At 66.5% G+C, this 17,596-nt stretch carries 18 protein-coding genes; 6 read left to right on the plus strand and 12 right to left on the minus strand.

All coding sequences use genetic code 11. The annotated features are described in order from the left end of the window. On the plus strand, nucleotides 1-696 hold a 696-nt coding region (locus B9C43_RS50745), incomplete at its 5' end, for a TCP-1/cpn60 chaperonin family protein (protein ID WP_327225311.1). Between the two features lie 166 nt (nucleotides 697-862). Here the strand turns inward: B9C43_RS50745 and B9C43_RS50750 are convergent. Beyond that, nucleotides 863-1,726: an SDR family oxidoreductase gene (locus tag B9C43_RS50750; protein WP_084434459.1), complete on the minus strand. Its 864-nt coding sequence runs from the start codon at nucleotides 1,724-1,726 to the stop codon at nucleotides 863-865. A 119-nt stretch (nucleotides 1,727-1,845) separates the two neighbouring features. On the opposite strand from B9C43_RS50750, the gene B9C43_RS50755 reads away from it, so the two are divergent. Beyond that, nucleotides 1,846-2,466 carry a TetR/AcrR family transcriptional regulator gene (locus tag B9C43_RS50755; protein ID WP_084434460.1) on the plus strand — a complete coding sequence of 207 codons (621 nt, stop codon included), beginning with the start codon at nucleotides 1,846-1,848 and terminating at the stop codon, nucleotides 2,464-2,466. 26 nt (nucleotides 2,467-2,492) lie between these two features. Here B9C43_RS50755 and B9C43_RS50760 read toward each other — a convergent pair whose 3' ends face one another. Then, nucleotides 2,493-2,810 (minus strand): hypothetical protein, encoded by a 318-nt coding sequence (locus B9C43_RS50760; protein WP_033390414.1) that lies wholly within the window; start codon nucleotides 2,808-2,810, stop codon nucleotides 2,493-2,495. A gap of 187 nt (nucleotides 2,811-2,997) precedes the next feature. Between B9C43_RS50760 and B9C43_RS50765 the strand changes: the two genes are divergently transcribed. Continuing rightward, nucleotides 2,998-5,157 (plus strand): HelD family protein, encoded by a 2,160-nt coding sequence (locus B9C43_RS50765; protein ID WP_084434525.1) that lies wholly within the window; start codon nucleotides 2,998-3,000, stop codon nucleotides 5,155-5,157. 48 nt (nucleotides 5,158-5,205) lie between these two features. Here B9C43_RS50765 and B9C43_RS50770 read toward each other — a convergent pair whose 3' ends face one another. The 5 genes from B9C43_RS50770 to B9C43_RS50790 form a co-directional block, all read right to left on the minus strand. Next, nucleotides 5,206-5,682, minus strand: coding sequence for a hypothetical protein (locus B9C43_RS50770; RefSeq protein ID WP_051897125.1), 477 nt, complete (start codon nucleotides 5,680-5,682; stop codon nucleotides 5,206-5,208). Beyond that, entirely contained in the window at nucleotides 5,679-6,284 is a 606-nt protein-coding gene (locus B9C43_RS50775) for an RNA polymerase sigma factor (RefSeq protein WP_033390417.1), read from the minus strand. Before B9C43_RS50775 ends, B9C43_RS50770 begins: the two co-directional genes overlap by 4 nt. Before the next feature lie 440 nt (nucleotides 6,285-6,724). Then, a complete protein-coding gene (locus B9C43_RS50780; RefSeq protein WP_143447187.1) occupies nucleotides 6,725-7,054 on the minus strand; it encodes a hypothetical protein in 330 nt (109 codons plus the stop codon). Beyond that, on the minus strand, nucleotides 7,054-8,199 hold the full coding sequence (locus B9C43_RS50785; protein WP_084434462.1) for a C1 family peptidase: 1,146 nt from the start codon (nucleotides 8,197-8,199) through the stop codon (nucleotides 7,054-7,056). Before B9C43_RS50785 ends, B9C43_RS50780 begins: the two co-directional genes overlap by 1 nt. Before the next feature lie 124 nt (nucleotides 8,200-8,323). Next, on the minus strand, nucleotides 8,324-8,539 hold the full coding sequence (locus B9C43_RS50790; RefSeq protein ID WP_033390413.1) for a PspC domain-containing protein: 216 nt from the start codon (nucleotides 8,537-8,539) through the stop codon (nucleotides 8,324-8,326). A gap of 99 nt (nucleotides 8,540-8,638) precedes the next feature. Here B9C43_RS50790 and B9C43_RS50795 point away from each other — a divergent pair, with 99 nt between their 5' ends. The 3 genes from B9C43_RS50795 to B9C43_RS50805 are packed head-to-tail and all read left to right on the plus strand — an operon-like array spanning nucleotide 8,639 to nucleotide 11,720. Then, nucleotides 8,639-9,514 (plus strand): AAA family ATPase, encoded by an 876-nt coding sequence (locus B9C43_RS50795; protein ID WP_051897123.1) that lies wholly within the window; start codon nucleotides 8,639-8,641, stop codon nucleotides 9,512-9,514. 3 nt (nucleotides 9,515-9,517) lie between these two features. Further along, on the plus strand, nucleotides 9,518-10,606 hold the full coding sequence (locus B9C43_RS50800) for a vWA domain-containing protein (RefSeq protein WP_084434463.1): 1,089 nt from the start codon (nucleotides 9,518-9,520) through the stop codon (nucleotides 10,604-10,606). Then, nucleotides 10,599-11,720, plus strand: coding sequence for an XdhC family protein (locus tag B9C43_RS50805; protein WP_033390409.1), 1,122 nt, complete (start codon nucleotides 10,599-10,601; stop codon nucleotides 11,718-11,720). Before B9C43_RS50800 ends, B9C43_RS50805 begins: the two co-directional genes overlap by 8 nt. A gap of 103 nt (nucleotides 11,721-11,823) precedes the next feature. Here the strand turns inward: B9C43_RS50805 and B9C43_RS50810 are convergent, their stop codons facing one another. The 5 genes from B9C43_RS50810 to B9C43_RS50830 are packed head-to-tail and all read right to left on the minus strand — an operon-like array spanning nucleotide 11,824 to nucleotide 17,405. Continuing rightward, nucleotides 11,824-12,963 (minus strand): CapA family protein, encoded by a 1,140-nt coding sequence (locus tag B9C43_RS50810; protein WP_084434464.1) that lies wholly within the window; start codon nucleotides 12,961-12,963, stop codon nucleotides 11,824-11,826. Between the two features lie 21 nt (nucleotides 12,964-12,984). Beyond that, on the minus strand, nucleotides 12,985-13,614 hold the full coding sequence (locus B9C43_RS50815) for an SRPBCC family protein (RefSeq protein WP_033390406.1): 630 nt from the start codon (nucleotides 13,612-13,614) through the stop codon (nucleotides 12,985-12,987). A gap of 13 nt (nucleotides 13,615-13,627) precedes the next feature. Beyond that, the gene (locus B9C43_RS50820; protein ID WP_084434465.1) at nucleotides 13,628-14,479 is read right to left on the minus strand and encodes an FAD binding domain-containing protein; all 852 of its coding nucleotides are present in this window, start codon (nucleotides 14,477-14,479) and stop codon (nucleotides 13,628-13,630) included. Continuing rightward, complete coding sequence (locus B9C43_RS50825) at nucleotides 14,476-16,863, minus strand: xanthine dehydrogenase family protein molybdopterin-binding subunit (protein ID WP_084434466.1); 2,388 nt, start codon at nucleotides 16,861-16,863, stop codon at nucleotides 14,476-14,478. Before B9C43_RS50825 ends, B9C43_RS50820 begins: the two co-directional genes overlap by 4 nt. After that, complete coding sequence (locus B9C43_RS50830) at nucleotides 16,863-17,405, minus strand: (2Fe-2S)-binding protein (RefSeq protein ID WP_033390403.1); 543 nt, start codon at nucleotides 17,403-17,405, stop codon at nucleotides 16,863-16,865. The genes B9C43_RS50825 and B9C43_RS50830 overlap by 1 nt, the downstream gene beginning before the upstream one ends. Nucleotides 17,406-17,596: the final 191 nt, after the last annotated feature.

Raw genomic sequence — 17,596 nt, forward strand, 5'->3', positions numbered from 1 at the left:
GACATCTCGCTGCTGGGCAAGGCCCGCAAGGTCGTCGTGACCAAGGACGAGACCACGATCGTCGAGGGTGCCGGTGACGCCGAGCAGATCCAGGGCCGGGTCAACCAGATCCGCGCTGAGATCGAGAAGAGCGACTCGGACTACGACCGCGAGAAGCTGCAGGAGCGCCTGGCCAAGCTGGCCGGCGGTGTCGCGGTGATCAAGGCGGGCGCGGCCACCGAGGTCGAGCTCAAGGAGCGCAAGCACCGCATCGAGGACGCCGTACGCAACGCCAAGGCTGCCGTCGAGGAGGGCATCGTCGCCGGTGGTGGCGTGGCCCTGCTGCAGGCCGCCGAGGAGGCCTTCGCCGGCCTGAAGCTGTCGGGCGACGAGGCCACCGGTGCCAACATCGTGAAGGTGGCCGTCGAGGCGCCGCTGAAGCAGATCGCCATCAACGCCGGCCTCGAAGGCGGAGTTGTGGTGGAGAAGGTCAAGGGCCTCAAGCAGGGCGAGGGCCTGGACGCCGCCACCGGCGAGTACCGCAACCTGGTCGACGCGGGCATCATCGACCCGGCCAAGGTCACCCGCTCGGCGCTGCAGAACGCCGCCTCGATCGCGGCTCTGTTCCTGACCACCGAGGCCGTCGTGGCCGACAAGCCGGAGAAGGCCCCCGCGGCCCCGGCCGGTGGCGACCCGACCGGCGGCATGGACTTCTGATCAAGTCCACCACCGCGAGGTAGGTAGCAGAACACCCACTGCGCCCCAGGGAGTTTTCCCTGGGGCGCAGTGCTGTGTGGACACGAAACCACGCTGGATAGCAGGCATGCGTGCCCAGGCTGGAAGCCAGGCATGCGAAACCAGGCCGCAAGGCGGGGCCACGCCGTCACTTCGGCGCGGGAACCGCTTTCTCCGCGGCGCGGCTCACCTCTTCCCAACCGGCCCATGTATCCATGCGCTGCTTGGCGATGTCGAAGGCGAGGTCGTAGACCATGCTGCCGAGCAACAGCCGTAGCGGCGGGTCGTCGCTGGCGACCAGCTTCATCATCGCCTCGGCGGCCAGCTGTGGCTCGCTGTCGATCGATCCTTCCGCCCACTGCTTCGCCAACTCGTCGCGCAGCGAGTCGTAGCTGGGGTTCGGGACTGTAGCCGTACTGCTGGTGTAGAGGTCCGTCCAGTAGCCACCTGGCTGCACGATGGTGACTTTCACGCCGAACTGGGCGGCCTCGGCGGCCAACGCCTCACTCATGCCTTCCAGCGCGAACTTGCTCGCACTGTAGAGCCCGGTGCTGGGGAAGCCGCCGAGCCCGCCGATGCTGGAGATCTGCACGATGTGTCCGCTGCCCTGTGCCCGCAGTTGCGGCAGGACGGCTTGGCTGACCCAGAGTGCGCCGAAGAAGTTGACCTCCAGTTGGGCGCGGGCCTGGGTTTCGGTGAACTCCTCCACCATTCCGGCGAACAGTGCCCCGGCGTTGTTCACGACGACGTCGAGCCGGCCGAAGTGCTGGACTGCCTTGGCGACCACGTCGAAGACCGCCGCGCGGTCTGTTACGTCGAGGCGTAATGCCAGCAGGCGGCCCGGGTGCCTGGCCACGAGGTCGTCGAGCGGTGAGACATCACGTGCCGCGCCGACAACTCGGTCGCCCGCCGAGAGCGCGGCCTCGGTGAAGGCGCGGCCGAGACCGCGGCTGGCCCCGGTGATGAACCAGACCCGGGATCCGTGAGATTCGGTAGCGCCTGAGGTTTCCATCAATATCCCTTCGTTGACGAGACGAACCGTTCCGTCTCGTTATGTGAGGCAATCTAAGGCGCCCGCGGACGGTTGTCAAGACGGACCGTCTCGTCTCATGCCCTGTTAGAGTCGGGCACGTGCCTCAGAAGGTCACCCCCGACGCCAGTCGCCGCAGCGAGACCGCGCGGCGAGCCATCCTTGCCGCTGCCCTTGACCTGGTCGGCGAGGTCGGATACGCGAAACTCACGATCGAGGGCATCGCCGCGGCCGCAGGCGTCGGCAAACAGACGATCTACCGCTGGTGGCCGTCGAAGGGCTCGCTGCTCTTCGACGCCTTCCTGACGCTCGCCACCGACGGACAGGAGGACCAGGCCGCGGCCCTGCCCGACACCGGCGACGTAATGGCCGACCTGAAGATGGTTCTGCGCGCCACCGTCGCCGAACTGAACGAGCCGCGCTACGACCAGCCCATGCGCGCCTTGCACACCGAGATCGTCCACGACCCCGCGCTGGCGGCGGACTACGCCAAGCGGCTTGACGAGCCGATGCGGGAGTTGAAGAAGGATCGTCTGCGAGCCGCCCAGCGGGCCGGGCAAGTGGCTGAGGACGTCGACCTCGACGTGGCCGTCGACATGTTGTTCGGGCCGATCCTCAACCGGTGGCTCCAGCGCACCGGCCCGCTGACGCCCGAATACGCCGACCGGGTGGTGGAGACCGCGCTGCGCGGCCTGCAACCGCGCAAGGCTGAACAGTTCTAAGTGGACACTTGTGCACGGCGCAAGTGTCAGGCGGCGATGACGACCATCAGGATCACTGTCGCGAGCGCGCCGAGGATCAGCGTGCCGCAGCCGAGCGACAAGATCTTGCCCATTCCCTTGACCCGCACCGAAACGATCGCTGCCCCGACGGCCGCGGCGATCGGCACCATCGCGCACAAGATCAGCGCGCCTGTGCTCGGTCGGGAAGGTGTGCCGAGCACCGTCGCCAGGATCTCGGTGGCGAAGAACGCGCTGAAGGCACCCACTGTCGCCAGGCCGAACGCGCACAGCAGGACGATCAGCCGCGCTGCACCGGTGTTGGGGGAGGGGCCTTCGTCGTCCATGGGTGCGAGCGTAGCCGTCGATCACGGGCCGGAAAGTGTGTGTTCGCAATTGGTCAGAATTGTTGATACATTGACTCTTCGCGACACAAAAAATCGACCAACAAAGCTTTGGCCGATGGCATTATTTTAGCGAAGGGAAAGCCGGTTGTCAAGCGGGGAAATCGAGCTGGAACAACAGGTCGTTTCGATGCTCTATGGCCGTCTCGACGAGCTCAGGGCGCGCACTGGCGACCAGTTGGCCAAGGTGCTCAAGCAAACTGGCGGCACCCCGCAGGCCCGCACCGAGCGGGAAGCGGCCAACGTCATGTATTCGCAGCAGCTCGCTCAGTACAACTCGGTTGAAAACGGGCTCGTCTTCGGTCGGCTTGATTTTGACGATCATTCACACCAGCACATCGGCCGGATCGGGATCTTCGACGAGGACAACGACTACGAGCCGCTGCTGATGGACTGGCGGGCACCCGCTGCCCGTCCGTTCTACCTCGCCACGGCCGCCGCTCCGGACGGGGTGAAGCGGCGCCGGCACATTCGCACCAGCATGCGCAAGGTCACGGCGCTCGACGACGAGGTGCTCGACCTCGATGCCGCCGATCCGACCCGCCATGAAGGCCTGACCGGTGAGGCCGCGCTGCTCGCGGCCGTCAACGCGAACCGCACCGGCCGGATGAACGACATCGTGCAGACCATCCAGGCCGAGCAGGACAAGATCATCCGCTCTGGTCTCAACGGAATCCTTGTCGTGCAAGGCGGCCCGGGCACGGGCAAGACTGCCGTCGCGCTACACCGCGCGGCGTACCTGATGTACACGTACCGCGAGCAGTTGTCCCGGCGCGGTGTGCTCGTTGTCGGTCCGAACGCGACATTCCTGCGTTACATCAGCCAGGTTCTGCCTTCCCTTGGTGAGACTGGTGTTCTGCTGTCCACGGTCGGCGAGCTGTTCCCCGGTATGCAGCCGGACCGGACCGAATCGGTCGCGGTGGCCGAGATCAAGGGCCGGATCGAGATGGTCGACGTGCTCAAGGCCGCCGTCCGCGACCGGCAGCGGGTCCCCGACGACTACCTGGAGATCGAGTTCGAGCGCGAGATCCTCAAGCTGGACAAGAAAACCTGCGTCCAGGCCCGCGCGGTCGCCCGGCGTTCCCGGCGGGTGCACAACAAGGCCAAGCCGTTGATCGTGCCCACCATCCTCGACGCGTTGGCGCGCCAGTACGCCGACAAGATCGGCGCGGACCCGTTGGGTGGCGCCAACTTGCTCGAAGAGGCCGACATCGAGGAGATCAAACGCGAACTGCGCGAGTCGCCCGAGGTTCAGCAGGCCATCGACTGGCTGTGGCCGATCCTCACCCCTCAGGAACTGCTCGAGGACCTGTTCTCCTCACCAGAACTGCTCGCGTCAGCCGCGCCTGATTTCCCTGAGCTGCAACGGGAACCGGGTGGGTGGACGGTCGCCGACGCGGCACTGCTCGACGAGGCCGCCGAACGGCTCGGCGTGGACGACACCAAGCAGAAGGCCGCCGACGCACGCAGGCGCCAGGAGGAGATCGATTACGCCAGCGGCGTGCTGGACATCCTCGACCTGGACGACGCGGCCGATCCCGAGATCCTGATGGCCACCGACCTGATCGACGCGGGCAGGCTGGCCGGGCGGTACGAGGAGGTCGACTACCGCACCGCCGCCGAACGCGCCGCGGACGACCGGGAATGGACGTTCGGGCACGTGATCGTGGACGAGGCACAGGAGCTGTCCGCGATGGCATGGCGTGTACTGATGCGCAGGTGCCCCAGCCGGTCCATGACGCTCGTCGGCGACGTGGCCCAGACCGGCGACCCGGCGGGGACAACGGAATGGGGCGCCGCGCTCGAACCATACGTCGAGGACCGGTGGCGCATGGAGCACTTGACGGTCAACTACCGCACGCCCTCGGAGATCATGGCCGTCGCAGCGGACGTGCTCGGTCCTGACGCCGACGCGCCCAAGTCCGTCCGCGATTCCGGCATGGATCCGTGGCACCGCCAGGTCAGCGACATCGAGGCGCAGCTGCCGGAGATCATCGCCAAGGAGGCGGCCGAAATCGGGGACGGCAGGCTCGGGGTGATCGTCCCGGCCGGATTCACCGGAGTCCGCCCGGACGTCGACCTGGAAAGCCAGGTCTCGATCCTGACCGTGTGGCAGGCGAAGGGCCTGGAATTCGACTCCGTTCTGGTGGTCGAACCGGCCAGTATTCTCAATGATTCGCCGCGCGGCGTGAACGACCTTTATGTCGCACTCACCCGGGCCACTCAGCGACTCGGCGTAATCCACTCAGCCGAATTGCCGGAAAGCCTTTCACGCCTGGTCACGGCATGAAAAAGCGCGTGGACGCCGAGGGCTTCCACGCGCTTTTATCAAAGCAGATCAGAGCAGCACTGTCGGTGTCACCACGGTTCTGGCCGGTGGTCCGTCCAGCTGGATGATGATCTGTGTCGTCCCCCGCGGAACGCCGTCCAGTACGAACCGGCCGCCTTCGTCCGCGGTCGTTTCCTGTGATCCGTGTTCGGCGACGCGCACTTCCACCGAATGCTCGCCGGCGGGCACGAGCCAGCCATCGATCCGGTTGTTCTCGCCGATCCTGGTCAGGTTGATCATCACGGTCAGGTCGCTCACCGTGAACGTGATGGTCCCCTGGTCGCCGCCGCGCACTCCGGCGAGTGAGTCGGCGCGCTCCCACCGCGCGACCTCGACATCCAGGTCCTCGAGCGCGATCGCGAACTGGATGCGCTCGACCAGGCCGGCAGGCGGCGGATCGAACTCGTCGATCATTCGGTCCAGGTCGGCCAGCAGGGTCTCGTCGTCGGGATACGCCTGGCCTCCCGTCGGATCGATCTTCGTCATCCGCCGCCCCCTTCGGTGTCCAAGAGCTCCCTCAGCGTGTTCAAGCACCGGCCCCGCGTCGGTCCGATGCTGCCACGCTTCATCTGCATAGCCTCGGCTACCAGGCGATATTCGCTACGACCGGCCAGTACGGTCAACCGCAGCAGCTCCTGGCACTTCTCCGGCAACTCGCCGAACGCGCGCCACAACCGTGTGTCACGGTCCACGCGCAGTGCTTCGTCTTCGGGTTGCGGCTGGGTGCTGGTCAGCTGCTCGGCCATCTCATCGGTGAGCGGCAGGTCGTTCGCGCCCTTGGTACGTACCCGCTGAGCTTCCCGGCGGGTGGTGGTGATCAACCAACCGGCCAGCGCCTTCGGCTCGGTCAGCGAGTGGAGGTGGCTGAACAACGCCAGCCAGACGGTCTGCACGACGTCCTCAGCGGTGGTGCGGTCAAGCCCGTTGCCCCGCGCGACATGCCAGACCAACGGGGTGAGGTCCTTGACCAGAGTCGACCGCGCGATCAGGCTGCCCGCTCTCGCGGCGTGCATGCACGCCGCGTAGCGCTCAGCGCCCTGCAGACCCTCCCATGGCGGGTCAGCTTCCGCGGTTCGAACATCAGTCACCACGCCCACCCCATTCCGGGTGTCGTCCTTCAGCTGGCGACGGAAGTATCGCGACCTTCGTGAAGTACATGAACGGCGAGATCCTGTCTGGATACATAACTCACCCGAATGGACTAGCGACCGAGAACGTAACGGCGTCCTCGAACGGACCGTGATCAAACCGCTCATGATCGGTCGCTCACTTGGCGGACATACCCGCTGATGTGGCGCAGGCCGGCCATGGCGAAAACCCATGGCCGGCCCGCGCCGCCCCCATCCCCCGGTGCCCCCGATTTCCCCTCGGCAAATCCGGTGAGTCTGGTCACCACCCGACATCTCATTGGGCGTTATCTCCTTGGTAGGGAGACGGTGGCCGGCAACCCCCCTCGTGCTGCCGGCCACCACCTCCGTTGTGCGGCCCCCCTCGGCCCGTCCCGGTGGCATACATCTCGGTGGCATACCTAGACGATCAGTTGGTCGATCTGCCCGTCGGAGTCCTCGTGGAAATCGACGGGCAAGTTGTCGTGCGTGGCCGCGCCGGCCAGCAAGGTCATGTGGGTGTGCCCGGACCGGCTGGCCGGTGACAACCGTTTCCAGCCAATGCCGTCGACAAGCACCCAGACGCCGGAAGCGTCCTCATAGGACCACAAGTCCGAGATGGTGTGACCGATGTGCCAGCCCGACTGCGTCGGCGCCGCAGTCTGCGGGCTCATCGCCGCATCCCCGTATGGCGCCCAGTCCTCAGGCGTGTCCAGCTCGGCATATGGGCTTGGCACGGGTGGTTGAATCATCAGTCCGCCACCTGCACAGTGGAGAGTTCGTTTCCGTTGATGAATGGTGTGACCGGGTGGCCGCTGGCCCTTGCGTGCGTCAGCATCGCGAGCTTGTTCGTGGTGCTGTGTGGCCCGCCCGCCAGGTGCGTCCAACCCAGGTTCTCGAGATACGCCCAGCCGTTCGCGTCATTGGCCGTGGCAAAGAGCCTCAGCGCGCGCTGCGCAGGCAACCATGCGCGCAAATGCACTGCCGTACAACCGAAAACGGTCGGTCGTGGGCTCGGGTAGTCCTCAATGAAGCACTCGCCGTACGCGATGCGGAAGAAACCGTCCTCGCCCCAGGTGGTGCCCCACGAGTTCTTGGCGATCCAGCACTGCGAATCATCGTCCCAGCCGATCAACGCGGCGCAGTGCCCGCCGGCGAGTCGATCGGTCGTGTGCTTGTACACGCCGCCGCGGTAATGGAAGAAGTCGGCGTACACAACGAAACACGTTGCCACCGCGCCATATCCGAAGATGTGCTGCTTGATGGCCGCGGGGTTGCCAGTCAGGTCGGTGACTCCGGCCGCCTTGGCCAGCCGGTTCGGCCAGTCCGGGTTGGCCGCGCCGGAACCGTTGTCCTGATAGGGGAAGTAGTCCTCGAACGTGACGCCCTTGGTCGCGGCGTCGTCGAAGAGATCGTCCGGCCACGACCCGGAGTCGCTGGTGTAGCCGCGGGCGCGGGCGTGGCTGTGGAAAAGGTGGGCCTCGGACAGGTCGAGGTTCAGTCCGGGCGCACCACGCGTGTACGCGGCCGTGGTCTCCAGGGCGGCGAGCGTGCCGAACGAGACCGAAGAACCGCAGCTGCCTTGGTCCTTGACCGACGTGACGAAGTCGCGTCCGCTGACTTCCCTGAGATCAAAGGACTTCGGCAACGTCGACGCCGGTGCGGTGGCCGCGACCACTTGCTGCCCAACGGCTTCCAGTGCCTCGGCCGCCATTCGCTCGGCCTGGCCGGCACGTGCGTCGATGTCTGTCTGCTCCGGCGCGGGCACACCGAGGCGCACTCGCCGTAACCGCTCTGGCAGGCGGCTCAGCCGGGTCTCACCGACCTGCCATGGATCACCGAACGCGGCCAGCGAGTCGCGGATCGCCGCGATCTCCGGCTCATGCGGTCGGCTCATCATGCCTCCAGGTCGAACGGGTCTTCGCTGTCACAAGAGCGAGAGGCCCTGGCCTGGATACACGAAATGCGAAAAATTACTGCGTTGTGGCCTGCGTCACTGTCGGTGAGTCACCGGCCACTGGTCACCAGTCGGGGGTCGGCTCCTGGGGCATCAGGATCCAGCAGATCAGGTACAGGATCGCGCCCGTACCGAAGCCGAGGATGGTCGCCGCGACGAGCAGGATGCGCAGCAGGGCGGCGTCCACGCCGAGAACGTGTGCCCAGCCGCCACACACCCCGGCCACCATCCGGTCGGTGCGGCTGCGGCGGAGCTTGCGGGTGTAGATCTCGTTCGTCATGGTTCAAGGATCCGATTTCGACAGCGTACGGACATCCGGGAACGGCCCTGGCAGTCCCCGGATTCGCCGACCCTGACCTACCCTCACTGAATGACGTGGATGTCGGTGCCTGCCCCCGAGGACCTGGCAAAAGCGCTGGACGGCGTCGGCTATCTGGCCGACGACGGCCTGGCCACGGCCGCGTTCCTGTCCCTGCGAATGCATCGGCCGCTGTTCTGCGAGGGCGAGCCGGGCACAGGGAAGACCTCGCTGGCGACTTCCCTGGCCCAGGCACTCGGGGTTCCCCTGATCCGCCTGCAGTGTCACGAGGGCATCGACGCGACGCAGGCGCTGTACGACTGGGACTTCCCTCGTCAGCTGTTGCACCTGCGGGCCTTGGAGGCGGCGTCGCACGGCGAACTGGACGCCGACGCGGCCGAGCAGTCGCTCTACACCGAGCGGTTCCTGCTGGCCCGGCCGTTGCTCAGAGCGCTGCGGGAAGCACCTTGTGTGCTGCTGGTCGACGAGATCGACCGCGCGGACGACGAATTCGAGGCGTTCCTGCTCGAAGTGCTCAGCGAGAACGCCGTGACCCTGCCCGAGATCGGGGAGGTACGGGCCGAGGTCGCGCCGCTGGTGATCCTTACGTCCAACCGGACCCGCGAAGTGCACGACGCGTTGAAGCGCCGGTGCCTGTACCACTGGCTTGAGCACCCGGATCTGGCCCGTGAAGTGCAGATCCTCAAGCGACGACTGCCCGGGATATCGGATCGGCTGGCAGCGCAGGTCGCGAACGCGGTCCGGCGCCTGCGGGCAGCCGAGTTGCTGAAGCCACCGGGCGTTGCGGAAACCATCGACTGGGCCGAAGCCTTGCTGGCGTTGGGCAGGACGGAACTCGACGCCGAGGCCGCGGCGATCACGTTGGGAGCGGTGCTGAAGTACCGCGAGGACGCGGACCGCGTACGAGTGGATCTCGACGCGTTGCTGGCGGGGTGAGGTATGGACCCTGTTCCGGGGCTGGTCGGGTTCGCGGCGACGCTGCGAGCCGCCGGGCTGGCGTGCGACCCGGAGCGGGTCCAGGCATATCTGGCCGCGGTCGAGCACATCGACATCGCCGTCCCTGACCGGCTGTACTGGGCGGGCCGGGTGACGCTGTGCGGCGACCCCGACGACCTGCCGCGCTACGACGAGGCATTCCACGCCTGGTTCACCGGAAGCACTCCGGCACCGCCCCGGCAGAGCGCGGCCAAGCCGCAGCAGAGCGTGATCGCCGCGATGGTGCCGAGCGTGGGTCAAGGCATCGGGTCGACCGAGCCGGACGAGCTGGGTGTGGCGGCAAGTGACACAGAAGTGTTGCGGCACAGGGATATCAGTGACCTGAGCCCGGCAGAGCGGGCACATCTGCGTGAGCTGATGGTCTTGCTCAAGCCTGATCCGCCGATGCGTGCGGCGTTCCGCAAGGAGCCGTACCGCAGGGGTGAACTGGACCCGCGCCGGACCTTGCAGGCGATGCGGGCGACTGGTGAACCGATCCGGCTGAACTATCGAAGGAAGGGAAAGCGGCCCCGCCGGGTTGTACTGCTCGTGGACATCTCCGGCTCGATGAGCCCGTACGCCGACGCGTTGCTGCGTTTCGCGCACGCGGTCGCGCGGCGAACTCATGCTGAGGTGTTCACCTTGGGCACCAGGCTCACCCGCGTTTCACGTCAGCTCCGTCAGCGTGACCCCGAGGTCGCGCTCGCGGCCGCGTCCCGTGCTGTCCCCGACTTCGCAGGCGGTACGCGGCTCGGCGAAGGACTACGGGCCTTCCTGGACCGATGGGGCCAACGCGGCGTGGCACGACAAGCGGTCGTGGTGTTGTTCTCAGACGGTTGGGAGCGCGGTGACCCAGGACTGCTCGGCGAGCAGATGGCCCGGCTGCGACGGCTGGCGCACGCCGTGTTCTGGGTGAACCCGCACGCCGGACGGGACGGCTATCGACCGGTCCAGTCCGGGATCGTTGCGGCCGGTAAACACGTTGAGAAGTTGTTGGCTGGCCACAGCCTGGCAACGCTGGAGGAACTGTTGGTGGAGGTACGCCGTGCGTGACGTGCTCGACGAGTTGGTCAAGCGCTACGAAGCCGGCGAGACGGTCGGGCTGGCGACAGTTGTCGCGACATTCAGCTCAGCACCGCGCTCGCCTGGCGCGGCCATGATGGTCACCGAACGCGACGAGGCCTTCGGCAGTGTCTCAGGCGGTTGCGTCGAAGGAGCGGTCTACGACCTCGGCCAGACGGTGATCGCGGACGGGCAACCCGTGCTGCAGCGCTACGGCGTGAGCGACGACGACGCGTTCGCTGTCGGCCTGACCTGCGGCGGCATCCTGGACATCTACGTCGAGGCGGTGAATTCACAGAGCTTCCCCGAGTTCCCTCAACTCGCCGAGTCGATCAGGACCGAGCAAGCCGTCGCTTTGGCGACGGTGATCGAACACTCCGACGCCGCACGCCTCGGCCAACGCATGATCATCTGGCCGGACCGCGTTGTCGGCGACCTCGGTTCGTCTCGTATGAACGACGCGGTGACCGACGACGCACGCGGCATGCTCGCCACTGGCCGTACAGGCACGCTGCATTACGGCCCAGACGGGCAGCGTCGTGGTGAGGGTATGTCGGTGTTCGTGGCTTCGTTCGAGCCGCCGCCCCGGATGCTGGTCTTCGGCGCGATCGACTTCGCCTCGGCGATGGCCAGGCTCGGTTCGTTCCTCGGCTACCGCGTGACGGTCTGCGACGCCCGGCCGGTTTTCGCGACCAAGAGCCGGTTCCCGGAGGCCGACGAGGTGGTCGTGGATTGGCCGCACCGGTATCTGAAGGCAGAAGCTGAAGCGGGCCGGGTGGATGCGCGGACCGTGGTCGCGGTGCTGACGCACGACCCGAAGTTCGACGTGCCGGTGCTGCAGGAGGCTCTGCGGATGGAACTCGGTTACGTCGGCGCGATGGGGTCGCGGCGTACACACGAGGACCGCCTGGACCGCCTGCGCGAAGCCGGGATGACCGAGGCCGAACTGTCCACATTGTCCTCACCGATCGGCTTGGACCTGGGTGCCCGAACGCCGGAGGAGACAGCGGTGTCGATCGCGGCGGAGATCATCTCGCTCAGGTGGGGCGGCCGCGGCGAACGCCTGATGACCACGGCAGGCCCAATCCACAGGGAGACGACCTAGTCAGCGGTCCCTGGAGCGCGGGACCGTCACCCCGCTCCACCTGCTCCGGCAACGCCGTCCGGCAGGTCTTCTGAAGAACGAGTTTCCGCAGGCAGTGGCTTGATCACTTGCTGGGGCGGATCAACCCTTGGTCGCCTGCTTTGCGGGACAGGATGATGCCCTCGGTGCGGTTGACGGCCTCGGTCCGGCGGGAGTCGGCGGGGGAGCCCTGCGTCAGGTCGAGCAGCCGGATCGGTGGGCCAAGGTCGATCAGGGTCGGCAGGTATTCAGCCTTGTCCACGGCCCAGCCGTTGCCGTTGCGTGCGAAATGGAACCGGGCGATCGCGCCTTCTTCGGAAACCCCGCGCGGCTCGGAGTGTTTCGCGATGTGGTTGCCCAGGCCGTAGGCGACCCATTTTCCATTGATCTTCTCGAAGGGCTGCACGACGTGCGCGTGGTGGCCGATGATCAGGTCGATGTTCGGATCCGCTAGCAGTTTCTGGGCATCCCGCTTCTGCGCCGCGGTCGGCTCGTGCACGAATTCCGTGCCCCAGTGCAGGCTGGCGATCACCACTTGCGCGCCTTGGCCCTTCGCGGCTTTCGCCGCCGCGATCACGTCGTCGGCCTTCAGGGTGTTCGACAGCCACGGCTTGCCCGCAGGCAATTGCTTTCCGTTGAAGCCGAAGGTGTACGAGACGTGCCCGATCTTGATCCCTTTCACGTCCAAGATCAGCGGCTTCTTCGCCTCTTCCGACGACCGCGCCGAGCCGGTGTGTTTGATGCCCGCCTTGTCCAGGACGTCCAGGGTTCGGGTTACGCCGGCCTCGCCCATGTCCAGCGTGTGGTTCGACGCCGTTGAGCAGTCGTCGTAGCCGACGTCAGCCAGTGCGTCGGCGACTTCCGGCGGCGCACTGAACTCCGGGTAGCCCTTGAACGGCCCGTCCGGCGGGGCCAGTGGCACTTCGAGGTGGCAGATCGCCAGGTCCGCCGAGCTGATCGTGGGCTTGACGCCCGCGAAGATCTGCCGGTAGTCGCGTTTGCCGCCGCCGTCCTGGGTTGCCTGGTCGGTCAGCGCCGGGTGGATCAGCACGTCTCCGGTCGCCACCACCGTGAAGCCCTGGTCGTCGGGTTTGGCCGAGCCTGACAGGTTGTTGGTCTGCGGTGCGTTGGGCACCGTGATCTTCGGGTCCGCGACGCTCCCGGTCGCGCACCCGGCTGCCAACAGAACAGTCGCGCAGAAAGTCGCGAGCAAGGGCCGGCGCATGCGCGCCATCCTGCCAGTAGATTATTTCCGGCGTCGGCGGGCTAGCAGAAACAGCACGATCAAGGCCACCACGACCAGCGGCAACACCCGTTTGAGCGCTGGGCTTCCGGCGTAGTGGAGCAAGTCGATCGCTTCTGCCTCTTGCGGATCCGGTACGACGCGTAGTGGCTCGGACACCGGCGGCTCAGCAACTTCTTCCGGGGCTTTCGCCGGCGGTGCCACGACTTCGGCCAAGTTTTTGGCAAAGGTGTCCAGGATCTTGCCGCCCACTTCGGCGATCATGCCGCGGCCGAACTGCGCCGGTTTGCCGGTGATGGTCAGGTCTGTCGTCACGGCTCCGGTCGTCTGGCCGTCCTTTTCGGACAGCACGACGGTCACGTCGGCGGACGCCGTACCACTACGGGCGTCCTTGCCCGACGCCTTGATCTTGACCGTCCTTGTCTCCGCGTCGGTTTCGGTGAATTCGCCCTTTCCCTTGTACAGCAGGGAGATCGGACCCAGTTTGACCTTCACCGACCCGGCGAACGCGGTGCCTTCGACGCTGGTCAGGGTGGCGCCGGGCATGCACGGCGCCACCCTTTCCGGATCCAGCAGGGCCTGCCACACGACATCAACCGGCGCTTCGACGGTGAACTGATGTTCCAGCTGCACAGGCCCAGTCTCCTTAACCGATAGCGGCAGTCAACGCACGTCCGGTGAGTACACGAGCAAGGTGGCTACGGTACTCGCCATCGGCGTTGCCGTCACTGGTCGGACTGGTGTCATTCGCGGCGTGTTGGGCCGCGGCCTTGATGTTCTCCGTTGTCGCGGCTTGCCCGACCAATGCCTCCTCCACCGCACGCGCACGCACGGGGACCGACGCCATGTTGGTCAGCCCTATCCGTGCCTCGGCGATGGACTCGCCTTCGGTACGGACCATCGCGGCGACGCCGACCATCGACCACGACTGCGCCACCCGGTTGAACTTCTCGTAGTGCGAACGCCAGCCGGTGTACTTGGGCACGCGCACCTCGACGAGCAGTTCGGCGGGGGACATCGCCGTGGTGAAGAAGTCGACGAAGAACTCCGACGCGGGCACCGACCGGCGCCCGTCCATGCCCGCGACGACCATCACGGCGTCCATCGCCAATGCCGGTGCGGGCAGGTCGCCTGCCACGTCGGCGTGGGCGAGCGAGCCGCCGAACGTGCCGCGGTGCCGCACTTGCGGATCCGCCACGGTGTCCGTGGCCAGTGCGAGCAACAAGGCGTGCTCCCGTACCAACGGGTCGCGTTGTACCTCGTAATGCGTGGTCATCGCACCGATCACGAGGTGGTCGCCGTCCTCGCGGATCCCGCGCAACTCCGGGATCCGGCCGATGTCGATGAGCTTCGACGGCGCCGCGAGCCGCATCCGCAGCACCGGCAACAGGCTCTGCCCACCCGCGATGACCTTGCCGTCGTCGCCGGCGTCGGCGAGTTCCCGCACCGCGTCGTCCACAGTGGCCGGTGCGACGTAGTCGAACTGCGCGGGGATCATCGCGCACCTCCGTGGATCGCTTGCCACACGCGCATCGGCGAGCACGGCATCTCGATGTCGTTGACACCCATGTGCCGGACCGCGTCGACGATCGCGTTCACAACGGCAGGCGTGGACGCGATCGTGCCTGCCTCACCGACTCCCTTGACACCCAACGGGTTTGTCGTCGCCGGGGTCTCGGTCCGGTCGGTCACGAACGTCGGCATGTCCGCCGCTGATGGAATGTAGTAGTCGGCGAACGTGCCTGTGGTCAGCGTTCCGCTTTCGTCGTGCACCGCTTCCTCGTACAGCGCTTGGGCAATGCCCTGTGCGAGACCGCCGTGCACCTGGCCATCGACGATCATCGGGTTGACCACCTTGCCGACATCATCGACACAGACGTACGACCGGATGGCCACGCGCCCGGTCTCAGTGTCCACTTCGGCCGCACACAGGTGTGTCCCATGTGGATAGGAAAAGTTCTCCGGGTCGAACGTGGCATCGGAGTCGAGGCTGGCCTCGAAGCCGTCCGGCAGGTCGTGCGCGGCGAACACCGCCAGCGCCACGTCCTGGATGCTGACCGACTGGTCGGTGCCCTGCACGGCGAACTTGCCGCCGGTGAACTCGACATCGTCGACCGAGCATTCGAGCATGTGCGCCGCGACCGGTTTGGCCTTGTCGACGACCCGTTGTGCGGCAAGGACAAGCGCGGTCCCGCCGACGGTCAGCGAACGGGAACCGTACGTGTCCATGCCCTTCGGTGAGAACTGGGTGTCGCCGTGCAGCACTTCGATGTCCTCGAAGGGAACGCCGAGCTGGTCGGACACGATCTGGCTCCACGCCGTCTCATGGCCTTGGCCGTGCGCGGACGAACCCGTGATGACCTCGACCTTGCCGGTCGGCAGCATGCGGATTGACGCGCTTTCCCAACCGCCTGCGCCGTATGCCAGCGAGCCGAGCACCCGGGACGGCGCCAAGCCACACATCTCCGTGTACGTCGAGATGCCGATGCCGAGCTGGACCGGGTCGTTCGACGCGCGGCGCGCTTCCTGCTCACGCCGCAAGCCTTCATAGTCGAACAGCTGCATGGCCCGTTCGGTCGCGGCTTCGTAGTTGCCCGAGTCGTACGTCAGCCCGGCGACCGTGGTGAACGGGAACTCCTCGTGCTTGATCCAGTTCTTTTCCCGCACTGCCATCGGATCCATGCCGAGCTCGGCGGCCAGCTCGTCCATCATCCGTTCGATCGCGAACGTGGCCTCCGGACGACCGGCGCCGCGGTAGGCGTCGGTGATCGTCTTGTTGGTGAACACGTTCGTGCACACGAACCGGTACGCGGGGATCTTGTAGATCGCGTTGTACATGAACGCGCCGAGCAACGGCACGCCCGGCGCGACCACGCCGAGGTACGCGCCCATGTCGGCGAGCAGTTCGACCTTCAGGCCGGTCACCGTGCCGTCGCGGTTGGCCGAGACGGTGATGTCCTGGATCTGGTCGCGGCCGTGGTGCGCGGTGATCATGGCGTCCGACCGGCTTTCGGTCCACTTCACCGGTTTGCCGAGTTTCTGGGCGACCAGGATGGTCATCAGTTCCTCGGGCAGCACGGCGATCTTGCCGCCGAAACCGCCGCCGACATCGGGCGCGATCACCCGGAGTTTGTGCTCCTGCACGCCGAGCGTCAGCGCGGTCATCACGCGCAGGATGTGCGGGATCTGGGTGGACGACCAGACGGTGAGCTGGGGACCGGTCGGGTCGACGACGGTGGAGCGTGGCTCCATGAACGCCGGGATCAGCCGCTGCTGGCGGAACCGGCGGGTGAGTGTGACTTCGGCGCCCTGGATGGCCTGCTCGACGTCGCCGCCGGTGCCTGCCTCACCGGAGTCGAAGATCCACAAGGCGTTGCGGTTCGTGCCAAGGTCCTCGTGGACCAGTGGCGCGCCTTCGGCCAACGCGGCTTCCATGTCCAGCACGACAGGGAGCTCGTCGTACTCGATGTCGATGGATTCCAGTGCGTCCTCGGCCTCGGCGGCACTGCGCGCGGCTACGACGGCGACGCCTTCGCCGGCGAAGTTGACCTGGTCCGCGGCGAGGATCGGCCGCCGCGGGTGCTTCATGTCCGGCGTGACCGGCCATGCGCACGGCACGCCGATCTCACCGGCCGGATCGAGGTCCTTGGCCGTGAAGACCGCGATGACACCGGGCATTTCGCGGGCCGCGGACACGTCGATGCTGACGATCTTGGCGTGTGCCATCGGGCTGCGCAGCACGGCGAGGTGCAGCATGCCGGGCAACGTGAGGTTGTCGGTCCACCGGGTGCGTCCGGTGATCAGACGAGCGTCTTCCTTGCGCAGCCGGGCCTTGCCGATTTCTTGCGAAGGCTCAGCAGTGTCGATCTGCCCGGCGGTCATCAGTTACCGCCTCCCGTGTGGCTCGGTGCCCGAGAAGTGATCTCTGTGTCGGAAACCTGTTCGGCGGCGGGACCCGCGCCGGGTGCCATCTTCTGCGCGGCATCACGGACCGCGCGCACGATGTTCTGATAACCGGTGCAGCGGCAGAGGTTTCCCTCAAGGCCGTGCCGGACCGCGTTCTCGTCGGGATCCGGGTCGTCGGCGAGCAGGTCGATCGCCTGCATGATCATGCCCGGTGTGCAGAACCCGCACTGCAACGCGTGGTTGTCGTGGAATGCTTGCTGGACTGGGTGCATCTGGCCGTCGCGGGCAAGTCCCTCGATGGTGGTGACCTCGCAGCCGTCGGCCTGGACCGCGAGGACTGAGCAGGACTTCACGCTGTGCCCGTCCAGATGCACGGTACAAGCCCCGCAATTGCTGGTGTCACATCCGACCACGGTTCCGGTCTTGCCGAGCCGCTCGCGCAAGTAGTGCACAAGCAACATGCGAGGCTCGACATCGTCCGTGTACCTGGTCCCGTCGACGCTGACGGTGATCCGCATAGCGCCTCCAACGCTGGCTCGGTGGTGGGCTCGGGAACTGGTGAGTGTGATCACGCTCACCAGTGTTCGAGCCTGCTCCCGATTGCGTGCTCAATCAACCCCGTGTCGATCAAGATCCGCATCTGCGGGTCGATGTGCGGATCGCATCCGAGAACGCGGATCGAATCGCCCGAACAGCCCGTGCCGGTAGC

This window comes from Kibdelosporangium aridum (assembly GCF_900176515.1).
Taxonomy (GTDB): domain Bacteria; phylum Actinomycetota; class Actinomycetes; order Mycobacteriales; family Pseudonocardiaceae; genus Kibdelosporangium; species Kibdelosporangium aridum.

Bases quoted from the DNA above. Each gene is read 5' to 3' on its own strand.
- B9C43_RS50750 (WP_084434459.1), bottom strand. From the start codon at position 1,726: ATGGAAACCTCAGGCGCTACCGAATCTCACGGATCCCGGGTCTGGTTC.
- B9C43_RS50760 (WP_033390414.1), bottom strand. From the start codon at position 2,810: ATGGACGACGAAGGCCCCTCCCCCAACACCGGTGCAGCGCGGCTGATC.
- B9C43_RS50765 (WP_084434525.1), top strand. From the start codon at position 2,998: ATGCTCTATGGCCGTCTCGACGAGCTCAGGGCGCGCACTGGCGACCAG.
- B9C43_RS50770 (WP_051897125.1), bottom strand. From the start codon at position 5,682: ATGACGAAGATCGATCCGACGGGAGGCCAGGCGTATCCCGACGACGAG.
- B9C43_RS50780 (WP_143447187.1), bottom strand. From the start codon at position 7,054: ATGATTCAACCACCCGTGCCAAGCCCATATGCCGAGCTGGACACGCCT.
- B9C43_RS50785 (WP_084434462.1), bottom strand. From the start codon at position 8,199: ATGAGCCGACCGCATGAGCCGGAGATCGCGGCGATCCGCGACTCGCTG.
- B9C43_RS50790 (WP_033390413.1), bottom strand. From the start codon at position 8,539: ATGACGAACGAGATCTACACCCGCAAGCTCCGCCGCAGCCGCACCGAC.
- B9C43_RS50795 (WP_051897123.1), top strand. From the start codon at position 8,639: ATGTCGGTGCCTGCCCCCGAGGACCTGGCAAAAGCGCTGGACGGCGTC.
- B9C43_RS50800 (WP_084434463.1), top strand. From the start codon at position 9,518: ATGGACCCTGTTCCGGGGCTGGTCGGGTTCGCGGCGACGCTGCGAGCC.
- B9C43_RS50810 (WP_084434464.1), bottom strand. From the start codon at position 12,963: ATGCGCCGGCCCTTGCTCGCGACTTTCTGCGCGACTGTTCTGTTGGCA.
- B9C43_RS50820 (WP_084434465.1), bottom strand. From the start codon at position 14,479: ATGATCCCCGCGCAGTTCGACTACGTCGCACCGGCCACTGTGGACGAC.
- B9C43_RS50825 (WP_084434466.1), bottom strand. From the start codon at position 16,863: ATGACCGCCGGGCAGATCGACACTGCTGAGCCTTCGCAAGAAATCGGC.
- B9C43_RS50830 (WP_033390403.1), bottom strand. From the start codon at position 17,405: ATGCGGATCACCGTCAGCGTCGACGGGACCAGGTACACGGACGATGTC.